The following is a 25,667-nucleotide window of genomic DNA, read 5'->3' on the forward strand; positions in this document are numbered from 1 at the left end:
TGACGACAGCGATGACCTCTAAAGACAGACGCAATTTCCTTCGCCTCGGTGCCGCCACGCTGGGCTCGGTTGCAGCGGGTTCGTTCTGGCCTCGACTGATTGAAAATGCTTTGGCGGTACCGGCCAGCAATCCGACTGGAATACCGGGTCTCGCCGACATCGAGCACGTCGTTATCTTCATGCAGGAAAACCGCTCGTTCGATCACTACTACGGCGCGATGAAAGGCGTGCGTGGATATGGCGATCCGCGGCCCACCGCGATTCCGAGCGGCAACTACGTGTGGTACCAGGCGGAAGGCACCAATCCGGGCTCGCGGTCGTTCTCCGCTCATATCGATGTGTCGCTGTGGACAACACCTTCGGGCTGGTATCAGACCAACCGGACCATCCAGTCCAGCGAATATGTATTGCCGTTCGCGTTGAACAAGACCGGCAACGTCGCGTTCCAGTACATGAGCGACCTGAATCACAGCTGGAAGCAATCGCAGGACACGTGGAAGAACTGGGACACGTGGGTACCGACGAAAAGCCGGCAATCGATGGGCTTTCTGACCGCCAACGAGCTGCCGTTTTACTACCCGCTCGCCAATGCGTTTTCCATTTTCGACGACTACCATTGCTCGGTATTTTCCGCGACGGACCCGAACCGGTTTTATCTGTGGTCGGGCACGTGTCCGCCGCCGATGAACTTTCCGGACAGCTACAACATCGAGAGCGGTGGATACTTCGCCGACATCGCCGACGATAACAACAGCAAGATCACGCCCGCCATGTATGGACAGAGCCCCGCCGCGCGAGCGACCGCGGTGGCCGCGGGCGTGGCGGACTGGCAAACCTATGCCGAGACACTGTCGGACAGCGGCATCACCTGGAAGCTCTATCAGGAAGACGACAACTACGGGGACAACTATCTCCAGTACTTCAAGAACTTCCGGATCGATAACACCGGGACCACGATCGACAAATCAAAAGATCCCTATTTCCAGACGCTTTATCAACGCGGACGCGTTTTCGCGGCACCGACGGCTAATGTTGGCGATGCGCTGGTTGCAGAGTTTGCGCGCGACGTTGCGGCAGGTATGGAGCCTGATAACCCGGCTCCTGGCACGATCAAACCGGGGCTGCCGCGCGTTTCGTGGATCGTGGCACCCGTCAAATTCTGCGAGCATCCAAGCGCATCACCCGGCGACGGCGAGTCGCTCACGGCACGGCTGCTGAACATCCTCGTGAACGAAAATCCGGACGTCTTCTCGAAGACGGCGTTCATATTGACGTACGACGAGAACGACGGTTACTTCGATCACGTCCCGCCCCCCGTTCCGCCGATCAGCGCGCACTACGGCCAGATGACGCTGGCGGATGCGGGCGCGGCCGAGAACATGTCTTCGGTGCCGGTCGGTCTTGGGCCGCGCGTGCCGATGCTGATCATCTCGCCGTGGACGAAGGGCGGCAAGGTCAGCTCGCAGACTTCCGATCACAGCTCGGTGCTGCGCTTTCTCGAGCAATGGTTGACGGCGAAGGGACTGGCATCCGCGGATGCCAGCAAGTGCGCGTTGATCTCGGACTGGCGTCGCGCTGTGTGCGGCGATCTGACCGAGGCATTCGACTTCAGTCAATCGGCTGCGACGGGCACGCTCAATACCACGACGACGTTCAAGAACGGCACCGTGAGCGCCGCCGTGCCAGTGCCGCAGACCTTCCCCGCGCTGCCTGGACCGCCGACGCGGACCGCGTGCCGACTCGGCTACGAATTCTTCGTACACGCGCAGGTGGCGAGCGGACAGTTCTCGATGACCTTCGCCAATACCGGATCGGTCGGCGCCGCGTTCATCGCTTACTGGATGCCGATGGCGGATGCGCAAACCACCTATCACTACACGATCGAAGCCGGCAAGTCGCTCAACGCTACGCCGGTGGCGATCGGCAGCGACGGTGTGTACGACTGGGCCGTGCATGGTCCGAACGGTTTTCTGCGCGAGTTCCGCGGCAACGTCAACAACGTGAGGCAACTGGCGCAGGCGCCGGAAGTCGCGGTGTGTTATGACGTCGCGGGTGCCAATCTGCAGATCACGCTCGATAACCGCAACAGCACCGTGGCGTGTGTCTTCCAGTTGACGGACAACGCCTATTACCAGAACAAGCCGGTCGCGATAACGGTCGCTGCAGGGGCTGAACAATCGGTGACGTGGCTCGGTTCGTCGGACACGCTCAATGGCAGCACGATCTGTTCAGGCTGGTATGACGTGAGCATTCGCATAGCCGGCGACACTGCGTGGTTGAGGCGCGTCGCTGGCGGTGTGCAAGCGCAATCGGGTGGACTCTTGACCGATCCTGCCAACGGCAACCCGACGTTGTTCAAACCATCGTTTGCGCTGCAGCCTGTCGCAGCCGGCACGCTCCGGGTGGACTACGTCACGCCGCCGTGGAATCACCGGCCGTTGAACTGGTTCGGTGTGTTCAAGGCAACCGATACACCGGGTGCCGGCAACGAACTGCTGCGTACGAACGCTCCACGCGGTGTGGGTTCAGCCGTGCTGTTGACCGCAGGTCTGCCGTCCGGGCAGTACAACGTGTTCTATTTCTTCGACAACGGCTATACGGTGCTCGCGGGTCCGACTGCGTTTTCGGTTTAGCGTTTGATAGGTTGATCGTTCGATAGCGGGCTTGCGGGTGCTGGTGCTGGTGCGAATCATCAAGTTGTGGTTTCGAAGAGAAATATCATGGTCAAGCATCTGCATTTGATTTCCGGTTTGCCGCGTTCGGGCTCGACGCTGTTATGCGCGCTTCTGCGGCAGAACCCGCGCTATACAGCGGCAATGACAAGCCCGGTGGCCATGCTGTGCGGCGCGATGCATCAAAAGATGTGCGACCCAGAGTTCGGTACCTTCTTCGACGACGAAAAACGCGCCCGCATGCTGCGCGGCGTGTTCGATACCTACTACGCTGACAGCCCGTCAGAACAGGTCGTGTTCGACACCAATCGTACCTGGACCGGTCGCCTGCCATTGCTGGGTGAACTGTATCCGCAGTCGCGTGTGATCTGCTGCGTGCGCGACGTGGCCTGGATTATCGACAGCATCGAACAGATGCTGGCGAAAAATCCGCTGCAACTATCGCGGATATTCCGGCTTCAACCTGGCGCCTCGGTCTATGCGCGCTCGGACACGTTGATGAATCCGGATAACGGTCTGATCGGTCTTGCATGGAGCAATCTGCGCGAGGCGTGGTTCGGTAACGATGCGAAGCGGCTGATCGTCGTGCCGTATGAGCATCTGTCGCGCGAGCCCGGTAGAACCATGCAACGCCTCTATGAAGCACTCGGCGAACCGGACTTCCCGCACGATTTCGACAACGTCGTCTACGACGAGCCCGATTACGACGCGCTACTTGGCATGCCTGGCATGCACAAAGTCCGGCAGAAGGTCGCGCATCAAGACCGGCCGCCTTGCATTCCGCCCGATCTGTACACGAAAGTATCGGGTGCGAACTTCTGGCTCAAGCGGGAGATGAATCCGCGCGGTGTAGTGATCGTTTAGGCATCGCGTTCTCCTTGCACGCCATGGAGATTGCGAGGGCCGTTTGGCACAACAGGCCTGGTTGATATGCAACGTTGCTACGTCAGCATCGCAACGGAATCGGTGTTAACGCGAGATCCGTCGATACGAGCCCGTTCGACAATAGCAATAACGACACTCGCCCTTGCGATCTGGATTTAACAAACTCACCTGCTTTTCTGATATTCATTTCAGCGATTTCGCATTAATTACAAAATGCTTTCCATTTAATGCACATCAAACTTCAATAAATTACAAATTACATCAAAAAAAGTTTGACAGTAAGTTTCTCGCCTTATATCTTTTAATCACTCAATTTCATCGGTCATCCGTTTATCAATCGCCGCGCTTGCTGGCGAGGCTTGCACACAGAACAATGCATCAAGCATCGCCATCGGATAGACAGTATTCGGGAAAGCTTTTCGCATTGGCTTGATTATCCATCAAGTCCATCATTACGCATATGCAAAGCTGGATTCGATAAACAGAAACGAGTTGATATAAGAAGTAGTGAATTGCTTTTCGTCGTCCTGACAGTCAGAGGATTTATCTTTTAACTGGCAACCGATATTCAACAGGAGAGAACACCTATGTCGAGTTGAGGCGCCGGGTATTTGTCGTTGCTATTCCTGAGATTGAGTAATTCCTATGCCCTTTATGCGCGTTACGTCACCGTAGCGGTGTATCGGCACGTCGATTCTTCGTCAACCATCCTGGAGTTGAAACAATGAAGAAAGCTGTGCGTATCAATAGTGCATTTTCCGGAAATTTCGCCAAGGCGCTGCTGCCCCTCGCTATTGCGGCAACGCTGGTGCCGATGTCTGCGCACGCAGCGGATAGCTGGGTGGCGACCCGGACCGGTGCCTTCCTGTTGCCCGCGGCACATCCGGCCGGCGCGGTAGCACAATCGGAAGCGCGTTCTACCTCTGCGGCCACCGGTTATGCACTCGGCGATGCAGCGAATGAACTCACCAATACCCTGGTGACGCCGCTCGAAATCAGCCAGCCCCTGCACGTGACCGTCGTCCTGAAGGGTCGTAATGACGCCCAGCTCGATACGTTCCTGCGCGAGGTCAATCAACCCGGTAGCCCGAATTACCAGCAGTATCTGACGCCGGAGCAATTCAAGGCTCGTTTCGCACCGACCGATGCGCAGGTCCAGGCCGTCGTCGAACACCTGAAAGCGAGCGGTTTCTCGAACATCTCGGTGTCCGAGAATAACAAGCTGATCTCTGCGGACGGCAACGCCAATAACGCACAGAGCGGTTTTCACACGAATCTGAAGCGCTTTAACTACCGCGGCAAGCAGGTTTTCGCCAACGATTCGGCGGCACTGGTTCCGGCCTCGCTGAGTTCAAGCGTGGAGTCGGTGCTCGGCTTGCAGAACGCAGGCGTGCCGCATCGCCTGATTCGCCGTTTTGTGCCGGCCAATGCTGCGCTGGCGACCGCAAATGCTGAGGTGAATACCGAAGCCAAAGCGGCTGCAGGCAGCCAGGTCGCCCACCAGCCGACTGACTTCGCCAAGATCTACGATGCGGCCGGTCTGCCCGCTGCGACCAACACCACGGTCGGCATCATTACCTGGGGCGATCTGACCCAGACGATCGCCGATCTGAAGACCTTTACGACGAATGCGAAGCTGGCGACCGTCAACACCAAGGTGGTCGCAGGTGGCAAAGGCACGCTGGCCGACGACGGAGACCCGGCTGAATGGGATCTGGACAGCCAGGACATCATCGGGACATCGGGCGGTGTCAAACAGCTGATCTTCTATTCGGCGATCAACGGCGACAGCCAGGATAGCGGCCTGACCGATGCGACCTTGACGGACGCTTACAACAAAGCGGTCACCGACAATCTCGCCAAGGTGATCAACGTCTCGCTCGGGCTCGACGAAGCGTCGGCGAATTCGGACGGCTCGCTTGCCGCCGACGATGCGGTCTTCAAGCAGGCTGTCGCTCAAGGTCAGACCTTCTCGGTGTCGTCGGGAGATGCGGGTGTGTATCAATGGTCGACTTCGCCGCAAGGGGCGCCTGGCGTCATCGGTACCAGCAGCGATGGCAGCACGGTGAAAACGACCATCAATCTGTCGAAATACAGCGTGTCGTCGCCGGCGAGTTCGCCGTACGTCGTTGCGGTAGGCGGCACGACGCTGTCGACCACGAACAAGACCACGTGGGCCGGCGAAACCGTGTGGAACGAAGGCTGGGCATTTGCCGATACCGATGCGTTCGGCGACCCGGTGGACGACTCCGTACGGATCTGGGCGACGGGCGGCGGTGTGAGCCAGTATGAAGCGGCGCCGACGTGGCAAACCACGGCATTAGGCAAGACGGTCACCAAGCGCGTGGTGCCGGACGTCGCGTTCGATGCGGCTTCTGGAACGGGGGCCTTGATCGTCATCAACGGCCAGGCCGGACAACAGGTTGGCGGTACGAGCCTGGCTTCACCGATTTTCGTCGGTGGATGGGCGCGTGTTGAATCGGCTCACAAAAACAGCCTGGGCTTGCCTACGTCGGGTTTCTATCAAACCTTCGTGAAGGACGCGTCGAACACTCATGACGTGACCTCCGGTAACAACGGTTACGGTGGCAAGGGCTATGCCGCGAAGGCTGGTTGGGATGACGACACGGGCTTCGGTAGCCTGGACTTTACGAAGCTGAGCGCGACGTACAAGTGATGGCTCGGCTGTGCTGTCTGTCTTGCTGGTGTGGGGCGGACGGTTGAAGTACTGAAGGATGCTTGTGGTATTGAACACCCCTTTTCGAAGGGGTGTTTCTATTTACGGATCATGGCTACAACAACGCGCTAATTCCTGCGCAGCGGATGATGCCCTGCGTCAGTGATCTCCGTCCATCCCTGTACGACAATATCCGACTCACGAGGCAGTGCGAACATATTGAAGGACGCCAGGTTGCCATAGATGTTCTCGTCCTCGCCAAGGAAACTCTGCGGATTGAATAGCGGGCATATGTGCCACCACAACCGGTATCCTTGCGCCCATAACCATTCGATCAGTTCTTGCGATCTCTCTACGCGATCGTTTTCGAGGTACAGCGTCGGCCGGGAGCGCTTCAATATCTGACATGCGCCCTGCAGCGCTGCCAGTTCAAAACCTTCGACATCGAGCTTGATCAAGGAAACATGCCTATCGCCGAGCACGTCATCGAGTCGAACGCACGGAACTGATATGAGATCGGGCGATGTTGCTTCGGACTGCATCGACACACCGCCGAAGTTGCCTGGCTGCGTGTAAGTCGGGCTCGGGAACCAGACTGTGCCGGGTTCGAGGCCGCAGGCGACCGGCCACGCGCGAACATTGCCGATACTGTTCAATGCCAGGTTTGCGCACAGATTCTGGAAGACAAACGGCTGAGGTTCAAATGCAATCACCTCGGCGCCGGCGGCCGCGGCGAGTTTTGCCAGCGGGACCGTGTGCGCTCCGATGTTCGCGCCGACTTCGACAACGACACCCGCATCTCTAACCATCTGCGACAGAAATTGAGTCTCGATCTCGCCATATTCGCCGTAGCGGATCAGCGCCTGGCCGATGTAAATGTCGTTGCGGTTCGCCAGCATGAACCCGTGGCGCGATCGCACCAGTGCATAGGGCGGCGCGACATCGATCACCAGGTTCGGCTCGCAAGCGGGGGCAATTGAACTAATCGGCGGATTGTTCATTGGTGCGTGGACCGTGGCTGCAAATTTAATCGGTTCATCGTCGCTGACCTGCTCCGTGGAGCGAACGCCATTCATTCCAGTTTTTGCGCATCCGGGAGCAGGAACTGACTCCTGTCTTCCCCGCTGATCCAGAGCGGAGCTCGCCCGCGACCGGACCAGGTTGCCCCCGTCTTGGGGTTCCAGTATTTCGGTGCCACGCGGGTTCCTTTACGTCGTGCGCGTCGCGGGGCGTCGGTGTTGGTGTCGATGGTAATGCCATACTCCGCCAGCAAAGCCAGGACACGCTCAGCAATTAACCTTGCCTCCCGCTCTCGCGCCAGATCTATTTCAGACTCGAGTTTTTTCAACTCGAGCTTCAGTCCGCTCAGTTTTTCCATCATTCGCTCCGGCTATTTCGATACGTGCGTACATGACTCACCTAGCTCATGTACGCAGTGCCACTTACCACTGATAGGAAGCGCCCGCTCCGTACACGCTACCTGCTGCGCTCGAACTCACGCCCCCTCTCACGTTAATGTTGCCCGTGACGCGAGCAGTAAATCCGATGGCAAGCGCGGCGTAGCCCTGGTAGACGCCGGTCCCGACTCCCACAGACACCGTCTTACCTGGATCTACGCCTGGAATCATCGCCAGTGCAGTCGCGGCGGCGACACCCGAATACGCTTTACGTGTGACGCTGCTCACCTGGTCCTGCACGGCATTCAACTGCCCCATGTTGACGGCATCGGTTCGATTGATGCCAGGCGCAACGTTCGTGATCCGCCGCTCGTTGCCGGGCGCCCCCACCGAGACGGTATTGGCTTGATCGGCAACCGAACCACTTCCCAACGCGACAGCGTTTGGTGCTGTCACGGAGGCGTTTGCGCCGAGCGCGGTTCCGTCGTTGGCTGATACGGACGAATTCTGACCAATCGCCGTGCTGTTAGCCCCGGTTGCTTTTGCGCTTTCACCGAGTGCCGTGCTATTGGGCGCCGATGCAACGGAGTTCTTCCCGAGCGTGCTGCTGTTTTCTCCTGTTGAGTTGCCGAACTTTTCATTGTTGTTGGCAAGCGCATTCGACAGCGCGGCGACATCGTTGTTGGTGTTATTCAGGCCAGTCGACAGGGAGTCGAGTCCTGCCGACGTCGAGGTGGACAGCGAAGCGATATCGTTGTTGGCGGCGTCCAGACCTGTCGACAGCGACGCTACGTTGCTGCTGGTTGTCGACAGTTCGGTTGACAACGCATCGACATCATTTTGTACCTTACTGATACCTGTGGATGTCGAGGTAGACAGCGATGCCATATTGTTGTTCGTGCTGTCCAGGCTGGTCGACAGTGAACCGAGGCCCGTCGACGTCGAGGTGGAAAGTGCAGCGACATTGCTGTTGGTTGTGTCCAGGCTTGTCGACAGCGATGCTACGTTGTTGTTGGTCGTGTTCAGACCGGTCGACAGTGAACCTAGTCCGGTCGAGGTTGTGGTGGACAACGATGCGACGTTGTTGTTGGTGGTATCCAGACCTGTCGAGAGTGATGCGACGTTGCTGTTGGTTGTGTCCAGACCCGTCGACAGTGAGCTGAGGCCGGTCGAGGTTGTTGTCGACAGCGAAGCCACGTTGCTGTTGGTCGTGTCCAGCCCGGTCGACAGTGAGCTGAGGCCGGTCGAGGTCGTCGTCGACAACGATGCGACATTGCTGTTAGTCGTGTCCAGCCCCGTCGATAGCGAGCTGAGGCCGGTCGAGGTCGTTGTCGACAGCGAAGCAACATTGCTGTTGGTCGTGTCCAGACCCGTTGACAGCGAGTTCAAGCCGGTCGAGGTCGTCGTCGACAGCGAAGCAACATTGCCGTTGGTCGTGTCCAGACCCGTTGACAGCGAGTTCAAGCCGGTCGAGGTCGTCGTCGACAGCAAAGCGACATTGCTGTTGGTCGTGTCCAAACCCGTCGACAGCGAACTGAGGCCGGTCGACGTCGTCGTCGACAGCGAAGCCACATTGCTGTTGGTCGTGTCCAGACCCGTCGACAGCGAGCTGAGGCCAGTCGAGGTCGTTGTCGACAGCGAAGCTACGTTGCTGTTAGTCGTGTCCAGACCCGTCGACAGTGAGTTGAGACCAGTCGAGGTCGTCGTCGACAGCGAAGCCACATTGCTGTTGGTCGTGTCCAGTCCCGTCGACAGTGAGTTAAGACCAGTCGAGGTCGTCGTCGACAGCGATGCGACATTGCTGTTGGTTGTATCCAGTCCGGTCGACAGTGAGCTGAGTCCAGTCGACAGCGAGTTGACACCGCTTTGTGCGGTGCTGATACCGGTAGAAGCCGAGGTCGATAGCGACGTCAATTGCTGATAGTTAACCGCATCAGTTGCATTGACGCCATCGGCCACATTGGTCACGACCACAGGTGTAGTGGAACTGGTGCCACCCAATGTAACCTTGGTATGGTCTGCGTCGTCATACTGGACGGAGTTGGCTACACCCGTCGACAGCGAGGCGACATTGCTGTTGATGGTGTCCAGACCCGTTGATAGTGAGCTAAGCCCCGTTGTCGAGTTGGCAACGCCGGTCGACAGCGAAGCGAGATTGCTATTGGTCTCCGACAGTCCGGTCGACAGTGAGTTGACACCGCTTTGCGCGGTGCTGATACCGGTGGAAGCCGAGGTCGACAGCGATGCGACATTGTCGTTGGTGGCGTTCAGTCCGGTCGAAAGCGAGTTGAGTCCGGTCGACGTCGTCGTCGACAACGAAGCAACATTGCTATTGGTTGCGTTCAGACCCGTCGACAATGAGCCGATCCCTGCCAACGTCGAGGTAGACAGTGACGCGACATTGCTGTTGGTCTCCGACAGTCCGGTCGACAGTGAGTTGACGCCACTTTGCGCGGTGCTGATACCTGTAGAAGCCGAGGTCGACAACGAGCTGAGACCAGCCGAAGTCGTCGTCGACAACGAAGCGACATTACTGTTGGTCGTGTCCAGACCCGTCGACAACGAGCCGAGGCCGGTCGACAACGAATTGACACCGCTTTGGACGGTACTGATACCGGTGGAAGCTGAGGTCGACAGCGAGCCAAGACCGGTCGACGTCGTCGTCGACAACGAAGCGACATTACTGTTGGTCGTGTCCAGGCCCGTCGACAGCGAGCGGAGTCCGGTCGACAACGAGTTGACACCGCTTTGTGCGGTGCTGATACCGGTGGAAGCCGAGGTCGACAGCGAGCCAAGACCAGTCGACAGTGAGCCGAGCCCTGCCAGCGTCGAAGTAGACAGTGAAGCAACATTGCTATTGGTCGCCGACAGTCCAGTCGACAGCGAGTTGACACCGCTTTGCGCGGTGCTGATACCTGTAGAAGTTGACGTCGACAGCGAAGCCACGTTGCTGTTGGTCGTGTCCAGGCCGGTCGACAGCGAGTTGACCGCCGTATTGGTCGCAAATAGCTGCGAGCCATTGATCGCATCGGTGCTGCTTGCCGTGATTCGGCCCGCGGCTACGTTTGTGATCTGGCGTTCGAGGCCCGCAGCGCCCACCGATACCACTCCCGTAGGGGTGCTTCCAGCGAACTGGTAGCGCTGCCCTCCGACCACTCCCTCCGAAATGGCGCTGAACTCCGCCGTGCGCGAACCGTTTCCGAGCGCTACGGAGTTGCGCTCCTCGGCGACCGCGTCGGCGCCCAATGCCACCGAGGATGCAGCGGTGGCCGCTGCAGCAAATCCGAGGGCAACAGAGGATTCTCCTAACGCTTGCGCCCCAGCGCCAAGCGCAGCAGAGGTTGTGGACGCTATCGACGAAAACCCGATAGCGGTAGCGAATGTTCCGGATGCTGTCGCGTTGTTTCCATGAGCGCTTGCCCAAGATGCGGACGCTGTCGCCGAATCGCCAAGGGCACTGGCACCCTTTGCTAACGCCTCAGCCCCATTGCCCAGTGCAACCGAATTAGCTCCGGACGCTATCGCACTGCGTCCAAGAGCCGTCGATGCAAATCCGGAAGCTCTCGCACTGTTTCCAAGGGCAGTCGAAGCACTTTGAGACGCGGTAGCGTTGGCTCCAAGGGCGGCCGAGGCAATTCCGGACGCAATCGCATTGCCTCCAAGGGCGGCCGAACCACTTTGAGACGCAATCGCGTTGACTCCAAGGGCAGTCGAGAAGTCTTCGGACGCTATCGCCTTATTTCCAATGGCAGTCGACCGGGTTCCGGACGCGGTCGCCTCGCTCCCGAAGGCAATCGAGGCATCTTGGGACGCTACCGCCAGCTGTCCAACGGCAGTCGACCAGGTTCCGGACGCGGTCGCCTCGCTCCCGAGGGCAGTCGAGAAATCTTTGGACGCTACCGCCTGTCGCCCAAGAGCAGTCGACCGATTTCCGGATGCTGCCGCTATGGGGCCAACGGCAACTGAGCTTGCGTTGGTCGCTGCCGCGAAAGTCCCAAGGGCGAGCGAGGAGTTTGCGGACGCAATTGCGCTAGCCCCAAAGGCAGCTGAGTTAGCTCCGGACGCTGTCGTGTTGCTTCCGAGGGCAGCCGAGAATTCTGCGGACGCTGTCGCCTGGCTTCCAAAGGCAAACGAACCACCTTGAGATGCTGTCGTCTTATATCCAACGGCAATCGCGGAAACTCCAGCCGCAGTCGCGGATTTCCCAAGGCCAATCGACTGAACCCCAGACGCTGTCACCTCGTCTCCAAGGGCAGTCGAGAAACCTCCGGACGCTGTCGTCTCGTTTCCGAGCGCAGTCGACCGCGTTCCGAGCGCTTTCGCGAGATTCCCAAGGGCGGTCGAGTTCGCTACTGACGCTGTCGCGCCGGCTCCAAGGGCAGTCGACTGAGTGGCGAGTGCTCTCGCGGCGCTCCCAAGAGCAGTCGCGGCACCTCCGGACGCTGTCGCTAGATTTCCAATGGCGGTCGCCGCCACTCCGGACGCTGACGAACCAGCTCCAATCGCAACCGCATTAGTCGCACTAATCGGCGCAAGCCCTCCCCCCGCAAGGTATTGAGCCTCTGCAGTACCCGCATACCCCCCAACAATCAACACCGCAGCCGTCACAGCCTGAACAATCGCAGACTTATTCGGCTTGCCTCTCGCCGAAGCAATTTCCGACACGGCAGTCCAGGCGCCAAGCGATTCATTCCATACGCTTCGATATGCTCGATTCATTTCCACTCCTAGATGGTGAATATCCTTTCGGGCGCCCAGATCGCGCGTCAATCTATCGATCTAAAATCGCAATACCCTTGGCGCGGTCTTTTCCTTCTCGTCGCATCGTGTCCAGTCGTAGCACCCAACAGGCTGCTGAAGTACGCTTCACGTGCGGCCCAGCAGATCTTGTGTTGACGGAGCGCGCTCTACGCCTTTGCTCTTGCGAAGCAACCACGATGGGTGATCGAGCGGTGTACGTCGTCGTTACTTCGTTTCTTTGGCACGAAGCGCTTGTGATCGGCGCATGCCTGAATCAGCGCGCCATTCACACTTAAATTCATCCAGCAGGGAATCCAGCTAACGAATCGCCCGGGTCGTATTTCGTTACCACCGGACTGACACAACAGCGGAGCGGCACCGATCTCATCCAGCCGCAAGCAGAAATTTACCGATCACCGCTCATGCCGGAAATAAGACCACTCCCAAAAGTGAGAGGGCAGTGTTAGAAACTGCAAGATCTGGCGGGATCGGTACCGGTCGACCATCAGAGGTCACGGTCGTGAACCGGGATTGCAAGGACGTTGCAACTGATGGCGCGAGATCACATACGCATTGAGGGCGATGCTCACGTGATGCGGAGCCTCACGATGCTCGCGCTATACAGGCTCTAATTGGCCCTGGAGTCAATCACATGCTTCACAAAATCATGAGCAGACATCCGGGCAGACAATGCATTCCCCTGTCCCACCCGGCATCCCAATCGACGCAGCGAGGTCACGCAACCTTCGCTCTCGATTCCTTCCGCTACGATGCCCACATCCAGAAGCCGCGCAAGATCGATCGCAGCCGCCACGATCCCCCGGCACGTAACGAGACTTTCAATGCCGCGCACAAATGAGGCGTCGATCTTGATCTCGTCGAATGGCATCCTGGCAACCCGTTCGAGAGCAGCAGGCCTCACTCCGAAACCGCTCAACGACACGATGAACCCACACGCACGCAGCGTATTCAGAACCGTCGACAGGGTAAGGTCATCGACGGTATGCGTGTCCTCGGTCAATTCGATCTTCAGCAAACCGGGCGACAGGTTCGCGCCATGCATGCTGCTGGTCAGCCGCTGCACAAATTCGGGCGTACAGATTGCCTGCGACGAGATACCGACGGCCATAGGCACCTCGGCACGCCGGGCACGTAACTCATTGAGCACGCTGATCACGCGGTTTCTCATAAAACCGAACAGCAGCAAATCCAGGCCAAGGCGACGAACAACCGGGAGAAGCTGTGTAGAAGGGATATCGCCCAACGTAGGGTGCTGCCAGCTTGCGAGCACTTCGGCCCCGACAATGTCACGTGTTTGCAGGTCGTGCTGCGGCTGGAACTCCACATACAGACCATCACCGGATATCACCGCCCTGACGACTTCTTCGTCAGTTAGCGATTCGATATCGATGCAATTGTCGGCCTTGACCGTGTGCTGTCGGGTCAACGCAGTGAGCGCATCGTGCAGGCCCAATGGACCACCGCTACGGGTAATCTCGATCTGCAAACCCGCGCTCCTTGCGAGGCTGGCATGGCACTCCAGGGCGCTCAGATTGACACCCCCTACGCGAGCAAACTCCCGGTCGTTGACCACCGTGTTTCGTCCAAGCCAGGCACTTCGACGTGGCCGCGCAGCGGCAGGCGAGTATTCGCCCCACCACAGGACCCGCGGGCGCTGGAGCACAGGAAGGGTGGTGTTTGTCCTGAGCGTCTCAGGCAGGAGCAACGCACCCTGATCATCCGAGTCAAGGTCGGCCACGATGATGTCGAACGTCGACTCACTCAAGCGAGAAATTGCATCCGCCAGCGACAACGCATTTTCAAAGCGTTCGAAGCCCATGTTCCGCAGCATCAAAAACAGTTTTTGCGCGCGAACCGGGTCGGATACCAAAGTCATGACGCTAAGGGCGGAGAATTCGGGCATTGATGTCGCTGGTTGGTCAGTCATGTCCGTTTTCCAATTTTGACGAAAGCGAAAGTCTATCTGCGCGCTTAAGACCGCCCTATCGGATCAGGACTAAAAGCTATATGCCGATGCGCTCCGGTACACCGGCGAGACGGGATCGAACGACTTCAGTAACGTGCCGGAACGGGCCGAAGCTGCGAGCGCCGAATTGATGACGCTCGGGAGAATTACGCAACGCGTCTTTGCTCAATCGCATTGCAGAACGCTCCTGCATCGTGGGGTTTTATGGCCCGCTCGCGTGAAAGCACGGACAGACTGACGACGGAGAGGGTTCTGGGTAATGCCTTGATCCATCATGACGTCGATCGGCAAATCATTGATCCAGAACTCGGAAAGCTGCTCGACGGCCCGGAGTCCCGGCTTGAATTCCCCCTCCCCAAAAACATATTCTTTTTGTTTTAGAATTTTTAATTCCACTGAAAATGATGCGTAACGACATATTGTCGCTACGCATCATGACACCCCAACTACATATAATATCTCATCGAATAATTAATTCGGTTATTGCAGATACGATGAATTCATCTATTAATTGAAGATTCGACCTAAAAGCCTCAACAATGGGTTCTCCGACGGTGCGGCACCACTTGGCGCGCTCGACAGGAGGGGCGCACCTGGCGATGGGGCCTGAACCGGAGGCTGGGCCTGAACCGGAGGCTGGGCCTGAACCGGAGGCTGGGGTTGAACCGGCTGGGGTTGAACCGGAGCCGGGACCGGGGGCTGGGGCAGGACAGTAGCTGGAGCCGGAACCGCGGGTCTGGGAGCAACCGGAGCCGGAGCCGTTACCGCGGGTCTGGGAGCAACCGGAGCCGGGGCCGAGGACCTGAACTGGACTTGAGGCGGCGGCGGAGGCGGTGGCATTCTGCAGGTGCCATGCAGCCAGGCGTGCTCCCCTGTACCACCGAACTTCCTGGGCCCCGTCCAGGTACCACCCTGTGCCTGACAGTTCCATACCAGCTGTTGATTCGCGAACGGGCGCGCAAAGGTAGGCTTCGTGATCGGCCCCCACCATGCGTAAGAAGCAGTGTGGTAGGACGCCAGGAGCGCCCCAATCAAGACGAATGTATCCTTCTTTTTCATATAAAACCCCAGCCTTTCATTCATGTGATGCATCTAATTTCATCATTCATCATCAATACAAGAATAATGAATATGAAATCAAAAATTCACGCAGATAAATTAAAATTCAACAACATTTATTTTCAAGGAAAAAGTCTAAATATTTCCATTAATCCCCTTGTTTAATTTGAACCTCACAGTAATGAAAAACGAAAACAAATCAGCCTCATCACAATGCCGCGCAACAACCAGCTTTGCGCCAGATTCAGAAACCCCGATGCTATGCAGACGCGCTTTACCGGCCCCAAACAGACCGGTGACGTATGCTAGCCACACGATGAGCCCCCTTCTATAGGACTGCTCCGATAGATGAAGAAGACATCGATTAATTGGCTACACTCACATCCGGCATCGTCGCCCGCGCGCATTGCGGCAGCGAGCGCAAGACCGGACAACTCAGGAGACCGTCATGGCATCACCCGCTCAACCGCACTCCGCCGCGCCTCCCATCGACCCCGGCACCATCTCCGCGCGCCTCGACCGCCTGCCCGCTACGCGTTCGATCTGGAAGCTCGTCGTGCTGCTAAGCCTCGGGTTCTTTTTCGAACTGTATGACCTGCTCTATACCGGCTATGTCGCACCAGGCCTCGTGAAGAGCGGCCTGCTCACCTCGACCACGCAAGGCCTGTTCGGCACCACCGGTGTAGCGAGTTTTATCGCGGCGTTGTTTGCGGGACTGTTCATCGGCACCATCGCCTGCGGTTTTCTCGCCGACCGCTTCGGCCGACGCGCGATCTTCACGTATTCACTGCTGTGGTACACCATCGCGAATGTCGTGATGGCATTTCAGGAGACCGCGACCGGTCTTAACTTCTGGCGCTTCGTTGCGGGCGTCGGGATCGGCGTCGAACTCGTCACGATCGGCACTTACATTTCCGAGCTGGTGCCCAAGCACATTCGCGGCCGCGCGTTTGCCTGTGAGCAGGCCGTCGGTTTCCTGTCGGTACCGGTGGTCGCGTTTCTCTCTTATCTGCTGGTGCCGCATGCGCCGTTCGGAATCGACGGCTGGCGCTGGGTCGTGTTGATCGGCGCGCATGGCGCGCTGTTCGTCTGGTGGATTCGCCGGGCGTTACCGGAAAGCCCGCGCTGGCTTGCGCAACAGGGGCGGCTAGATGAAGCGGACCGCGTGATGTGTGCGTTAGAAGCGAAGGTGGAGGCGGAATCGGGGCGTCCGCTGCCGCCGCCCGCGGCCGCCGTGCCGGTACTCGCGCAGGGACGCTTCGCGGATATGTGGGTACCGCCGTACCGCAGCCGCACGCTGATGCTAGTGATCTTCAATGTCTTCCAGACCGTCGGGTTCTACGGCTTCGCCAACTGGGTGCCGACGCTACTGATCAAGCAGGGCATCACGGTCACGACGAGCCTGATGTACTCGACACTGATCGCGCTCGCCGCACCGGTCGGGCCGTTGATCGGCCTTTTCATCGCCGATCGTCTCGAGCGCAAGACGGTGATCGTGTTAATGGCCGCGGCGAATATCGTGTGCGGTCTGTGGTTTAGTCAGGTGGCGAATGCAGTGCTGCTCGTGAGCCTTGGCATCTGTCTGACGCTCGCGAACAACATCATGTCGTACAGCTTCCACGCGTATCAGTCGGAGCTTTTCCCGACCAGTATTCGTGCGCGTGCAGTTGGCTTCGTGTACTCGTGGAGTCGCTTCTCGGCAATCTTCACGGCCTTTCTGATCGCGGGAGTGCTGCGGGAGTTTGGGACAGTTGGCGTGTTTGTGTTTATCGCCGGGGCGATGACGATGGTGATGCTGGCCATCGGCTTGATGGGACCGCGTACCCGCGGTATCGCGCTCGAGGAGATTTCTCACTAACGCCGGTGTGCGTGCCCTGTGACACTCAGGTCGACGGGCACGCAGATGGCCAGCACGACGCGCTACGCTTCTAGCGCAAGCGTCGCAAACGTAGCCAGCCAGTGCTCGCCCATGTAGTCGCCGGCGACGTGCGCGAGTGCGCTGTCCAGATGCCGCTCCGCCGCATCGAGGAGCGGTGCGCGACGAGCGTCGTCGGCAGGCAGTGCGCGGGCCAGCGAACGCTGGCACCATGCCCGACTCAGGTTCAACCCATCCAGATGAGCGATCTTGCCGTCGCTGCGATCGGTCACGGTAACGGGCGTGAACAGCGTGACCGGTTGACTTTGCGCAAGGTCGGGCAAAAAGCGCGTGAACCAGTCCGTGAATTGCGCTGTCGGTAGTACGCGCCGCATCAACTCAGCTTCCATCAGCGACGGCGACAGAAACTCGTCGCCTGCAGGCTCCCATGCCTGACATGCCACATCGTTCAGATACCAGCGCTTCGCGGTCTCGACGATCAGCGCAGCGAGTGCATCGCGCGATGTCTGCCGCGCGAAATCGAGTGTCAACGCCAATGCAAACGCCATGTTGAAATGCGTGCCGACGCGCAATGGATACGTCGCCTTCGGCAGAAATTCCTCGAAGCGTTCGACGAAGGCATCGGTCAGCGGTGCGAACGTGGTTGCCCATCGTTCGGCATGCGGATGCTTCGAGGTGTGCAGTTGACCAGCAAGCGCGAGCAACCAGGCCCAGCCATACGGCCGCTCGAAACCGCGGTTGTGCGGCAGGTCGAGATACGCGCGTTCACCAGCCACGTTCTCCGCTGTGAGATGTTCGTCGACGACGGCAACCACTCGCGCCGCTTCCGGCAGATCCGGAAAACGTTCCAGCAGATGCAGCACAAGCCAGTAGCCGTGCACGCACGAATGCCAGTCGTAGCTGCCGTAGAAGATCGGATGCAGCGCGCGCGGCCCTTGCACATCCTGCGGACCCGCTAGCGCATGGGTGAGTTTGTTTGGATATTCGCGCGTCAGATGGTCGAGCGCGAGCGTCGCGAATTTCGATGCAATAGCAGAGGTGAGTTGAGCGGTCATCGATGTCTCTTCGGAAAGCCAGCAGAAGTGAGGACAGGCGAAGCAGGAACGCATTGTGCCTCGATTGTGCTGCCGCTGCCATGTATGCCGAGACGCACCGCCGCCGCACGCGCCATGTAGCGCGGCTTAGCGAAGCAACCTCTTACTACTGAACCGGCAACACCGATCTGCTCGTCGGAGCGACTGAAACGAGCAGCGCTGCGCAGAGCGATAGTCCGGACACTATGAGCAGACCCGCTACTGTCCAGCCACAGTGTTCTTTAAGCGCGCCGAAAACGTAAGCGACAAGCGGTACCGGTAGATAGAAACTGCTGAAAAAGAGACCAATTGCCCAGCTTTCCCGAGACGGTGCAAGGGATTCGCTCATCCACGTCAGCAGATTGACGTAGGCGCCCGCACCGATGACAACGCCGAACACAGCTGACATCATGATATGGAAGGTCGGCGATCCACTCAAACCACCGAACAGTGCGCCACCTACGATGGCCGCTGCCACAAAGCCACCGATTAACGTTCTGCGCGACCCGTACGTGTGGCCAAGCCAACCGCCGTGTAAGGCAAACAATGTACCAAACCCATAGGCACCGACTGCCACATTGGCCAGGCTTGGCGGGAACCGTTGGCTTTCTTCCAGGTAAGGCACGTACTGCAGCAGATAACCGTACACTGCGAAGCTAAGCAAGATCACCGCTGCGGTAGGTAACAACAGATGTGTGAACCGGCGAACTTGTGTAGTCCTATGGCGCGTGTCGCCTGGTGACTTGAACGCGTCACCTCTGTTCTTTTCGGCAAAGGCCGGCTTGACGAGCCATACAACAAGAAAAGTGGCAGGCAACGCTGTCAAACCAAGCATCGTATGGAGGACCCTCCAGCCGTACGCATGGAAAACAACGCCTCCTAAATTGGGTCCAAGAGCGGCACCGATCCCAAAGGTGAATGTAAACGCACCGGCCACCAGCGCGCGATTTTTTGGAAAATTGGCCATCCCGATGGCAAGGACGGCCACCAGGTGTACGCCAATCCCGATTCCGGTCAGAAATCTCAGTGCAATATATTGCGGTACGTTTTGCACGTAGGCCACCAGACCCGTTCCGATAGAAAACAGGACTAGTCCAACGATCGCGAGATGTTTCCGGGGCACGCGATCTGCCAGCCACGCAGTGGGAAGCGCCGAGATACCTGCGCCGAAATATAAGGCCACATACGACGTACTGAGTTGCTGGGCTGACATGGCGAGTGCCAGTCCGACGCTCGGGATTACGACGGAGAACACTTGCCTGTCTAACACGCTAATCAGGCAGGTTAACATCAAGACAACGAACATTCCGTGCGATCCGGTATTGTCCTCTGGGTAACGTGTACGACGCATCGCCTCGATCATTTTTCGTGCTGTCCCGCCGGATCAGGCCACACCAGCGATTGCAAGAGACATCGCCTCAAGAATGAAATACCCGCACTTCCTTACTGTCCGCGCGGTCGACTTCGCGCCAACAGCGCACGAACTCGCGTAGCACGCTGGCGGAGAATTCCTCGTCGTCGGAATACTCCCCGGTGCGCAGCAAGTGGTCCAGCTGTTCGCCCATCTCCGCCATTTGCTCCCAACCGAGCGTCAGCGCTGCGCCATGTATGCGATGCGCCGCGCGAGCAGCGAGATCGACCTCGCCGAGCACGATTGCCTCAAGCAGTGCCGTTACATCAGCCCCCATCAAGCGACGAATTTTCTCTGCGTCGAAATCAGTGTGATCGGGTTGCGTTTCAGGAAAGGGGGTGGCTTCGACACCGCACCAGAGCGAAATCACGTCCTCGAGTTTCGCAAGACGGATTGGCTTGCTCAACACGCCGTCCATTCCTGCCGCGAAACAACGCTCCGTGTGCGCGCTCCCCGTTGACGCAGAGATAGCGACGATCGGGCAACGTTCGCGTTTCCTTTCTGTTTCCAGGTTGCGCATGGCGGCCGCCAGCGTATAGCCGTCCATATCCTGTAGATGGCAATCCATCAGGATCAGGTCGAATGTGTGAGTGGTAAACTCGGCCATTGCTGTTGCACCATCCTGTGCGACGGTGGCTTTGCAGCCCAGCCGTGTAACCTGAGCCGCCAGCACTTCCTGATTCGCTGGCGTATCTTCGACGATTAGAACGTGTGCAGAAGGATTCGCGGTTGATGACGCGTGCGCCGAAACTTGGGGCGCGGGCGTTTTCGCTTGCGCAGCGGACAATTGATCGAGCTCAACCGCAATCGCGGCGCGTAGCGAAACGGTGACCGTCGTACCTCTTCCGACAGCGCTGTGCATCGCGACGGTACCGTGCATCAAGGTCACCAACTCGCGGCAGATAACCAGACCCAGGCCAGTACCTCCCGATGTCCTGTATGACTGATCCGCCTGGGAATAAGGTTTGAACAAGGTAGCTTGCACGGCTTCGGAAATTCCTCCACCGGTATCGATCACCTTAATTTCCAGATGTTTGTGCTTTCCGTCGTCGCTATCGGTTGCGGAGACTGTTATCTTCACTTCGCCAGTCGACGTGAATTTAATAGCGTTCGATACCAGGTTATGCAGAACCTGGGCCAGGCGAGACTCGTCCAGCATCAACACACCAATTGCCGGTTGAATCTCTGTTGTCAACGCGATGCCCTTCTCGCTCGCGCGCAACTGATGCAGATCCGCGACGTCGTTCACGAGCGTTTGAACATCGACGGGACCTGGCATCAACTTGAGTTGCCCCGCCTCCAGCCTGGTGATGTCCAGCACGTTATCGAGGAGCCGTAGCAGCATGTTCGCGCCCGCGTTGGCAAGATCGACGAAATGCTGCTGGCGCAGGTCGAGCCTCGTGTAGCGCAGCAGTTCTACGGCTGCGAGGACGGAATTCATCGGTGAGCGGATTTCATGACTCATGACCGCGAGGAACATCGTCTTCTCACGCTCGCTGCGGATCGCCTGCTTATGTAGCCGGTTTGCCTGCCAGGTCAGACCGATTAAAAGCACAATGGCGAGGCTGATCAGTGCGAGTTCGTGCGCGTAGTAGCCAGCGACGACACTTAGGGAAAGCGCACCATGTTCGGTGGTGGCAAGCCAGCTGGTTCTTATATCGTTTGCCTGAGATGCCGTAATCGCCGCCAGCGATTTTTGCAGGATCGAGTAGAGAACCGGCTGGTCACTACTTACCGCCATCGAAATATTCGACATCAGCCCAGTTGCAACACCCGATATTTGCAGCATGTCGAGATACTGATGCTGCAGATACGGTATCAGAGAGGCTTCGCTACCGAGGGTGACATCGGCGGTGCCATCGGCGACCATTTCCAGCGCTTCTTCGGTCGAGCGGCCGGTGACAACCTGACTTTGTGGGGCCCGACGATGGATGATCGCACTTAGCGCACTCGCGGACGATAACGCAATGACCTTGCCATTCAGATCCTCAATATCGAAGACAACGGGTTCCTTGCTTCGCGTCACGATGATCGTGGCGCCCGAGTAATAAGGCGTCGTATAGGAAACCCCGTCGGCCTGAGGCAATGTGCCGGCACTTCGCACCGACGATATGAGATCAACCTGATTCTGTCTGAGCAGGTTAGTCCGCTGCTCGGCCGTTTCCGTTTCGACGTAGACGAACTTCAATCCCGTTTTAAGGGAAATGGTGGCGAGATATTCGGCTGACAGGCCATGCAAGGTTCCACCTTGTATGTACTCGATTGGCACCGAGTAGGCGCCAACCGCGACTCGCAATACAGGGTGATGGTGAATCCAGGCCTGCTCTTCGGCATTCAGTTTGAGCGGGTTTGCGTCGGGTGCTGCGGAGGCCCATGGATTGACGAGCCCCAGCAATATCCACAACACCCAGAAACGAAACACCCTCATGACGACTGCGCCGTGTGCTTGATCTTGAAGAGCTCGTTGTTCGACGTGACGCCCAGTTTGCGAAATGCCGCTGTTTTCTGGGTACTGATCGTTTTGAGGCTGCGATTGAATTTCTGGGCGATCTCAGTGATGGTCATGCCGTCGAGATAGCATCGAATCACCTCACGCTCCCTCGCGGACAAACCGGCGCCGGACAGAATATCGGTCCCGGCTTCTGGATCGTACGACGTGCTGGTGTCGGCGATGCGATAAGACATATCCGTGTCGAGATAGATGACCCCGGTCGCGACCGAGCGTATCGCCTTGACGAGTTCGCTCATATCAGCGCCTTTCCCCACGAATCCCCGGGCGCCGACCCGCAGGGCCAGAGCGACCGTACCGGGGTCATGGTGTGTGGACAGGATCAGGATCCGGCAATCGGGAGCCTTGACACGTACGGCCCGGATCAGCGACGCGCCGTCCAGTTCGTCCGCGCTCAGCGAGTAGTCGAGCAGCAGCACGTCGATCGGCGTAGCGCGCAATCCGGCCATGAGTTCGCGGCTGGTGGCGTAGACCCCCACTATGTCGAGATCGGGTTCGGCACCGAGGCAGCTGACCAGGCCGTGACGGACGATGGCGTGGTCATCGAGTACCGCAACGCGTAGTCGTTTCATGAAAAGAGCTCACACATATGGCTATCCCTTCCTTTCATTAGTCATTCGATTTCGCGTGGACAGTAATTGTCAAAAAAACCGACGTACTAAAGTAATGTAGCAAGAATCCACCGGAAAACAACGAGCGGGAGCGCGATAGGAGTGCGATGGGCGACCGGCCTGCGAGGTTACCCGGCATGCCTGTTGTGGCAGCGAGAAAAGAAACGCTGTGATCGACCTTATGGGGCGTCGGTGTCAGTTCATTTTGAAATCACAGCTACTTTTCGATCGACAATTCGAAGGGGAATATTTTCATTCCTGCAGATAATCTGAAAAAAGCAGATAATATTAACAATTCCTCTTAAAAAATTAATATGCTCAATCAAAAATATCGTGGATATTTATAATAAAACCGTCACCAACAAAACCGGCAGACCCTGCACTCTATTGACAACACACCCCTCGAAAAATAGGACTATTCCTATTTCCTTCATTACGTTTGTTAAGGAATGTCAATTGGAGGGCACCTGTGATTCGACGCCGACGCCGCCAGCCATCGCTTCATCCTCCTGACCTCAGCCACTTCGCCACCTGGCGGCACGACCCCATTGCTGCGGTGTTAGCGTTGAGTTTTCTTCGAGCGAATCGCTCCGGCAAGCCCGGGCAACAACGTCAATCCGCCACCGCCTTTTCCACCACGTCGTTCAGCCAGTCGTTGATGCTTACATCGGCCAGTTCCGCACGAATAGCGATCTTCTGGCGCAATTCGTCCGATCTGGGGCGAAAAGTCATTTTCCCCTTCCACGTTTTCTCAGGCTGGATTCCATTCTCAGCACAGTACGCCAGATATTCATCAACGACCGCCCGGAAACTAAGATCGAGTTCAGCACCGTCTTTTCCGGCAAACGACAACACCGTTTTGGCTCCAAGTACCGAACCATAAAGCATATGGTCATCCGCGTCATATTCGACCTTGCCGATAAATCCTTTGTATTCGACAGCATTCTTCACAATCCACTCCTTCTATCAAGAACACTTGCATCCATACATTGCCGGAGGATGTCCGGCTATCTGCAAGTGAGTCCTCAAGTCATGCACCGCACCTTTGTCCATTAACGGCTTGGGGTGCGGCCGATGCGAGATCCAGATAACGCCATTGCCAAAGTCGCTCCTCATACCGCTTTTCGTGCGGTGAACCTTCGACCCCAACATCGTCAACAACCGCTCGACATCGTTCCAGTCGACGTTTGGTGAGGCAGGGATCTTGACGACTTCACACAAGATTTTGCAAAGCTTCGAGTTCAGCGGCATCCGGTTTCTTCATGGTGTCATAACTTGCCACCACAAGCAAGCCTTGTGAAATGCTCGTGGCTGACGTGTGGTGCGCTGCCCAGCGACAGGGCATAGGGTTCCTGGATCATCCCCGAAGGGGTCGCCCAGCGCCCCTCTAACGAACGGCCAAGGATCACAGTCTTCTCCCGATTTACCCGAATCGGTCGCCTAGAATGCTGCATCACACCATTCAATGTCTCGCTTGTTCCTGTTGATCCACCTACAAAATCACACCTCCCAATTTTTCGCGACGCATCAATGGCACTTTCTTGACACGCACTACCGGCACTGCTGTACTAAATAAACTCAAGTGATTTAATCGACACCGCCCGCGGCACGCAGAACCGCAAGCGGTCAGTCGTCAACGAGAGGCGCAACGAACGCCCATCTATCTCTGATCGACGTCGTCAACTACCGGAGGAGCAACCCATGAATCAGCATTCCCGCAAGCACCCTGTCGCACAGCGACTCGTTTCGATATGCGTGGCCGCATCCGCGGTCTGGTGTGCGAGCGCAACACTCGCCGCCGACCAGCCGATCGTCGGCCTCATCACGAAGACCGACACGAACCCGTACTTCGTGAAGATGAAACAGGGTGCCGAAGGCGCGGCGCAAAAGAGCGGTGCCAAGCTGCTCACCGCGGCGGGCAAGTTCGACGGCGACAACGCAAGCCAGGTCACCGCCATCGAGAACATGGTGACCGCCGGCGCAAAAGCCATCCTGATCACGCCGAGCGATACGAAGGCGATCGTGCCGAGCATCCAGAAGGCACGTGCCGCAGGCACGATGGTGATCGCACTCGATACGGCGACCGAGCCGCAAACTGCCACCGACGCCCTCTTCGCCACCGACAACTTCAAGGCCGGCGTCCTGATCGGCCAATACGCGAAGGCTGCGCTCGGCAACAAGCCAGCGAAGATCGCGACACTCGATCTCGCGCCCGGCATCTCGGTCGGTGTGCAGCGGCATAACGGCTTCCTGCAGGGCTTCGGCGTGAAGGAAGGCGACGCGGCTATCGTCTGCAGCCAGGATACGCGTGGCGACCAGGCGAAGGGACAAACGGCGATGGAAAATTGCCTGCAGAAATCGCCGGATATCAACGTCGTGTACACGATCAACGAACCGGCCGCGGCCGGCGCGTATCGCGCGTTGAAGTCGGCGGGCAAGGACAAGAGCGTGATGATCGTATCGATCGACGGCGGCTGCGAAGGCGTGCGCAACGTCAAGGCCGGCGAGATCGCGGCGACCTCGCAGCAGTATCCGTTGAAGATGGCCGAACTCGGCGTGGAAGCCGGCGTCGAGTACGCGAAGACCGGCAAGAAGGTCGCCGGCTATCGCGACACCGGTGTCACGCTGATCACCGACAAGCCGATGTCCGGTGTCGACAGCAAGGACACGAAGTTCGGTCTCGACAACTGCTGGGGCAACAAGTAACGCGCGGATAGCGGGACGCGCTCAGGCCCGTCCCGCTCGAGCATCGAAGGCAGCGCGCGGCCGC

General features: G+C 58.0%; 14 protein-coding genes and 2 pseudogenes. 5 read left to right on the forward strand and 11 right to left on the reverse strand.

Annotated elements, in window-relative coordinates; translation table 11 throughout:
• The first annotated feature begins 11 nt into the window (after nucleotides 1–11).
• The 3 genes from BWP39_RS23965 to BWP39_RS23975 all read left to right on the forward strand — a co-directional run bounded on the left by BWP39_RS23965 (nucleotide 12) and on the right by BWP39_RS23975 (nucleotide 6,234).
• Nucleotides 12–2,633: a phosphocholine-specific phospholipase C gene (locus tag BWP39_RS23965; RefSeq protein WP_096724722.1), complete on the forward strand. Its 2,622-nt coding sequence runs from the start codon at nucleotides 12–14 to the stop codon at nucleotides 2,631–2,633.
• An 87-nt stretch (nucleotides 2,634–2,720) separates the two neighbouring features.
• Nucleotides 2,721–3,536: a sulfotransferase family protein gene (locus BWP39_RS23970; RefSeq protein WP_096724724.1), complete on the forward strand. Its 816-nt coding sequence runs from the start codon at nucleotides 2,721–2,723 to the stop codon at nucleotides 3,534–3,536.
• Nucleotides 3,537–4,281: 745 nt separating this feature from the next.
• A complete protein-coding gene (locus tag BWP39_RS23975; RefSeq protein ID WP_096724726.1) occupies nucleotides 4,282–6,234 on the forward strand; it encodes a S53 family peptidase in 1,953 nt (650 codons plus the stop codon).
• A gap of 128 nt (nucleotides 6,235–6,362) precedes the next feature.
• Here the strand turns inward: BWP39_RS23975 and BWP39_RS23980 are convergent, their stop codons facing one another.
• The 6 genes and pseudogenes from BWP39_RS23980 to BWP39_RS24005 all read right to left on the reverse strand — a co-directional run bounded on the left by BWP39_RS23980 (nucleotide 6,363) and on the right by BWP39_RS24005 (nucleotide 14,319).
• Nucleotides 6,363–7,310, reverse strand: coding sequence for an FkbM family methyltransferase (locus tag BWP39_RS23980; RefSeq protein ID WP_207557068.1), 948 nt, complete (start codon nucleotides 7,308–7,310; stop codon nucleotides 6,363–6,365).
• Nucleotides 7,307–7,612, reverse strand: a complete 306-nt coding sequence (locus BWP39_RS23985; RefSeq protein WP_096726137.1) for an H-NS histone family protein — start codon at nucleotides 7,610–7,612, stop codon at nucleotides 7,307–7,309. Before BWP39_RS23985 ends, BWP39_RS23980 begins: the two co-directional genes overlap by 4 nt.
• Nucleotides 7,613–7,676: 64 nt before the next feature.
• A complete protein-coding gene (locus tag BWP39_RS32685) occupies nucleotides 7,677–8,519 on the reverse strand; it encodes a YadA family autotransporter adhesin (RefSeq protein ID WP_456238526.1) in 843 nt (280 codons plus the stop codon).
• A gap of 189 nt (nucleotides 8,520–8,708) precedes the next feature.
• Nucleotides 8,709–12,107, reverse strand: a pseudogene (locus tag BWP39_RS31565) (beta strand repeat-containing protein); the annotation flags it as partial.
• A 6-nt stretch (nucleotides 12,108–12,113) separates the two neighbouring features.
• A pseudogene (locus BWP39_RS32690) lies at nucleotides 12,114–12,350 on the reverse strand (ESPR domain-containing protein); the annotation flags it as partial.
• 649 nt (nucleotides 12,351–12,999) lie between these two features.
• A complete protein-coding gene (locus BWP39_RS24005) occupies nucleotides 13,000–14,319 on the reverse strand; it encodes an EAL domain-containing response regulator (RefSeq protein WP_096724728.1) in 1,320 nt (439 codons plus the stop codon).
• Between the two features lie 1,546 nt (nucleotides 14,320–15,865).
• Between BWP39_RS24005 and BWP39_RS24010 the strand changes: the two genes are divergently transcribed.
• Nucleotides 15,866–17,275: an MFS transporter gene (locus BWP39_RS24010; RefSeq protein ID WP_096724730.1), complete on the forward strand. Its 1,410-nt coding sequence runs from the start codon at nucleotides 15,866–15,868 to the stop codon at nucleotides 17,273–17,275.
• A 62-nt stretch (nucleotides 17,276–17,337) separates the two neighbouring features.
• On the opposite strand, the gene BWP39_RS24015 is transcribed toward BWP39_RS24010, so the two are convergent.
• From BWP39_RS24015 to BWP39_RS24035, 5 genes are all read right to left on the reverse strand, one after another.
• On the reverse strand, nucleotides 17,338–18,348 hold the full coding sequence (locus BWP39_RS24015) for a DUF2891 domain-containing protein (protein ID WP_096724732.1): 1,011 nt from the start codon (nucleotides 18,346–18,348) through the stop codon (nucleotides 17,338–17,340).
• A gap of 145 nt (nucleotides 18,349–18,493) precedes the next feature.
• Nucleotides 18,494–19,672 (reverse strand): MFS transporter, encoded by a 1,179-nt coding sequence (locus BWP39_RS24020; RefSeq protein ID WP_157915177.1) that lies wholly within the window; start codon nucleotides 19,670–19,672, stop codon nucleotides 18,494–18,496.
• Nucleotides 19,673–19,784: 112 nt separating this feature from the next.
• Nucleotides 19,785–22,205, reverse strand: coding sequence for an ATP-binding protein (locus BWP39_RS24025; RefSeq protein WP_096724736.1), 2,421 nt, complete (start codon nucleotides 22,203–22,205; stop codon nucleotides 19,785–19,787).
• A complete protein-coding gene (locus BWP39_RS24030; RefSeq protein ID WP_096724738.1) occupies nucleotides 22,202–22,858 on the reverse strand; it encodes a response regulator transcription factor in 657 nt (218 codons plus the stop codon). The genes BWP39_RS24025 and BWP39_RS24030 overlap by 4 nt, the downstream gene beginning before the upstream one ends.
• A gap of 651 nt (nucleotides 22,859–23,509) precedes the next feature.
• Nucleotides 23,510–23,848 carry a type II toxin-antitoxin system HicB family antitoxin gene (locus BWP39_RS24035; protein ID WP_096724741.1) on the reverse strand — a complete coding sequence of 113 codons (339 nt, stop codon included), beginning with the start codon at nucleotides 23,846–23,848 and terminating at the stop codon, nucleotides 23,510–23,512.
• A 750-nt stretch (nucleotides 23,849–24,598) separates the two neighbouring features.
• Between BWP39_RS24035 and BWP39_RS24040 the strand changes: the two genes are divergently transcribed.
• On the forward strand, nucleotides 24,599–25,603 hold the full coding sequence (locus BWP39_RS24040) for a sugar ABC transporter substrate-binding protein (protein WP_096724743.1): 1,005 nt from the start codon (nucleotides 24,599–24,601) through the stop codon (nucleotides 25,601–25,603).
• Nucleotides 25,604–25,667 lie beyond the last annotated feature (64 nt).

Origin of the sequence: Paraburkholderia acidicola (genome assembly GCF_002362315.1) — a bacterium.
Taxonomy (GTDB): domain Bacteria; phylum Pseudomonadota; class Gammaproteobacteria; order Burkholderiales; family Burkholderiaceae; genus Paraburkholderia; species Paraburkholderia acidicola.

Coding starts and splice junctions, on each gene's coding strand:
- BWP39_RS23965 (WP_096724722.1), top strand. CDS start 12: ATGACCTCTAAAGACAGACGCAATTTCCTTCGCCTCGGTGCCGCCACG.
- BWP39_RS23970 (WP_096724724.1), top strand. CDS start 2,721: ATGGTCAAGCATCTGCATTTGATTTCCGGTTTGCCGCGTTCGGGCTCG.
- BWP39_RS23975 (WP_096724726.1), top strand. CDS start 4,282: ATGAAGAAAGCTGTGCGTATCAATAGTGCATTTTCCGGAAATTTCGCC.
- BWP39_RS23980 (WP_207557068.1), bottom strand. CDS start 7,310: ATGAATGGCGTTCGCTCCACGGAGCAGGTCAGCGACGATGAACCGATT.
- BWP39_RS23985 (WP_096726137.1), bottom strand. CDS start 7,612: ATGGAAAAACTGAGCGGACTGAAGCTCGAGTTGAAAAAACTCGAGTCT.
- BWP39_RS32685 (WP_456238526.1), bottom strand. CDS start 8,519: ATGGCATCGCTGTCTACCTCGACATCCACAGGTATCAGTAAGGTACAA.
- BWP39_RS24005 (WP_096724728.1), bottom strand. CDS start 14,319: ATGACTGACCAACCAGCGACATCAATGCCCGAATTCTCCGCCCTTAGC.
- BWP39_RS24010 (WP_096724730.1), top strand. CDS start 15,866: ATGGCATCACCCGCTCAACCGCACTCCGCCGCGCCTCCCATCGACCCC.
- BWP39_RS24015 (WP_096724732.1), bottom strand. CDS start 18,348: ATGACCGCTCAACTCACCTCTGCTATTGCATCGAAATTCGCGACGCTC.
- BWP39_RS24020 (WP_157915177.1), bottom strand. CDS start 19,672: ATGTTCGTTGTCTTGATGTTAACCTGCCTGATTAGCGTGTTAGACAGG.
- BWP39_RS24025 (WP_096724736.1), bottom strand. CDS start 22,205: ATGAGGGTGTTTCGTTTCTGGGTGTTGTGGATATTGCTGGGGCTCGTC.
- BWP39_RS24030 (WP_096724738.1), bottom strand. CDS start 22,858: ATGAAACGACTACGCGTTGCGGTACTCGATGACCACGCCATCGTCCGT.
- BWP39_RS24040 (WP_096724743.1), top strand. CDS start 24,599: ATGAATCAGCATTCCCGCAAGCACCCTGTCGCACAGCGACTCGTTTCG.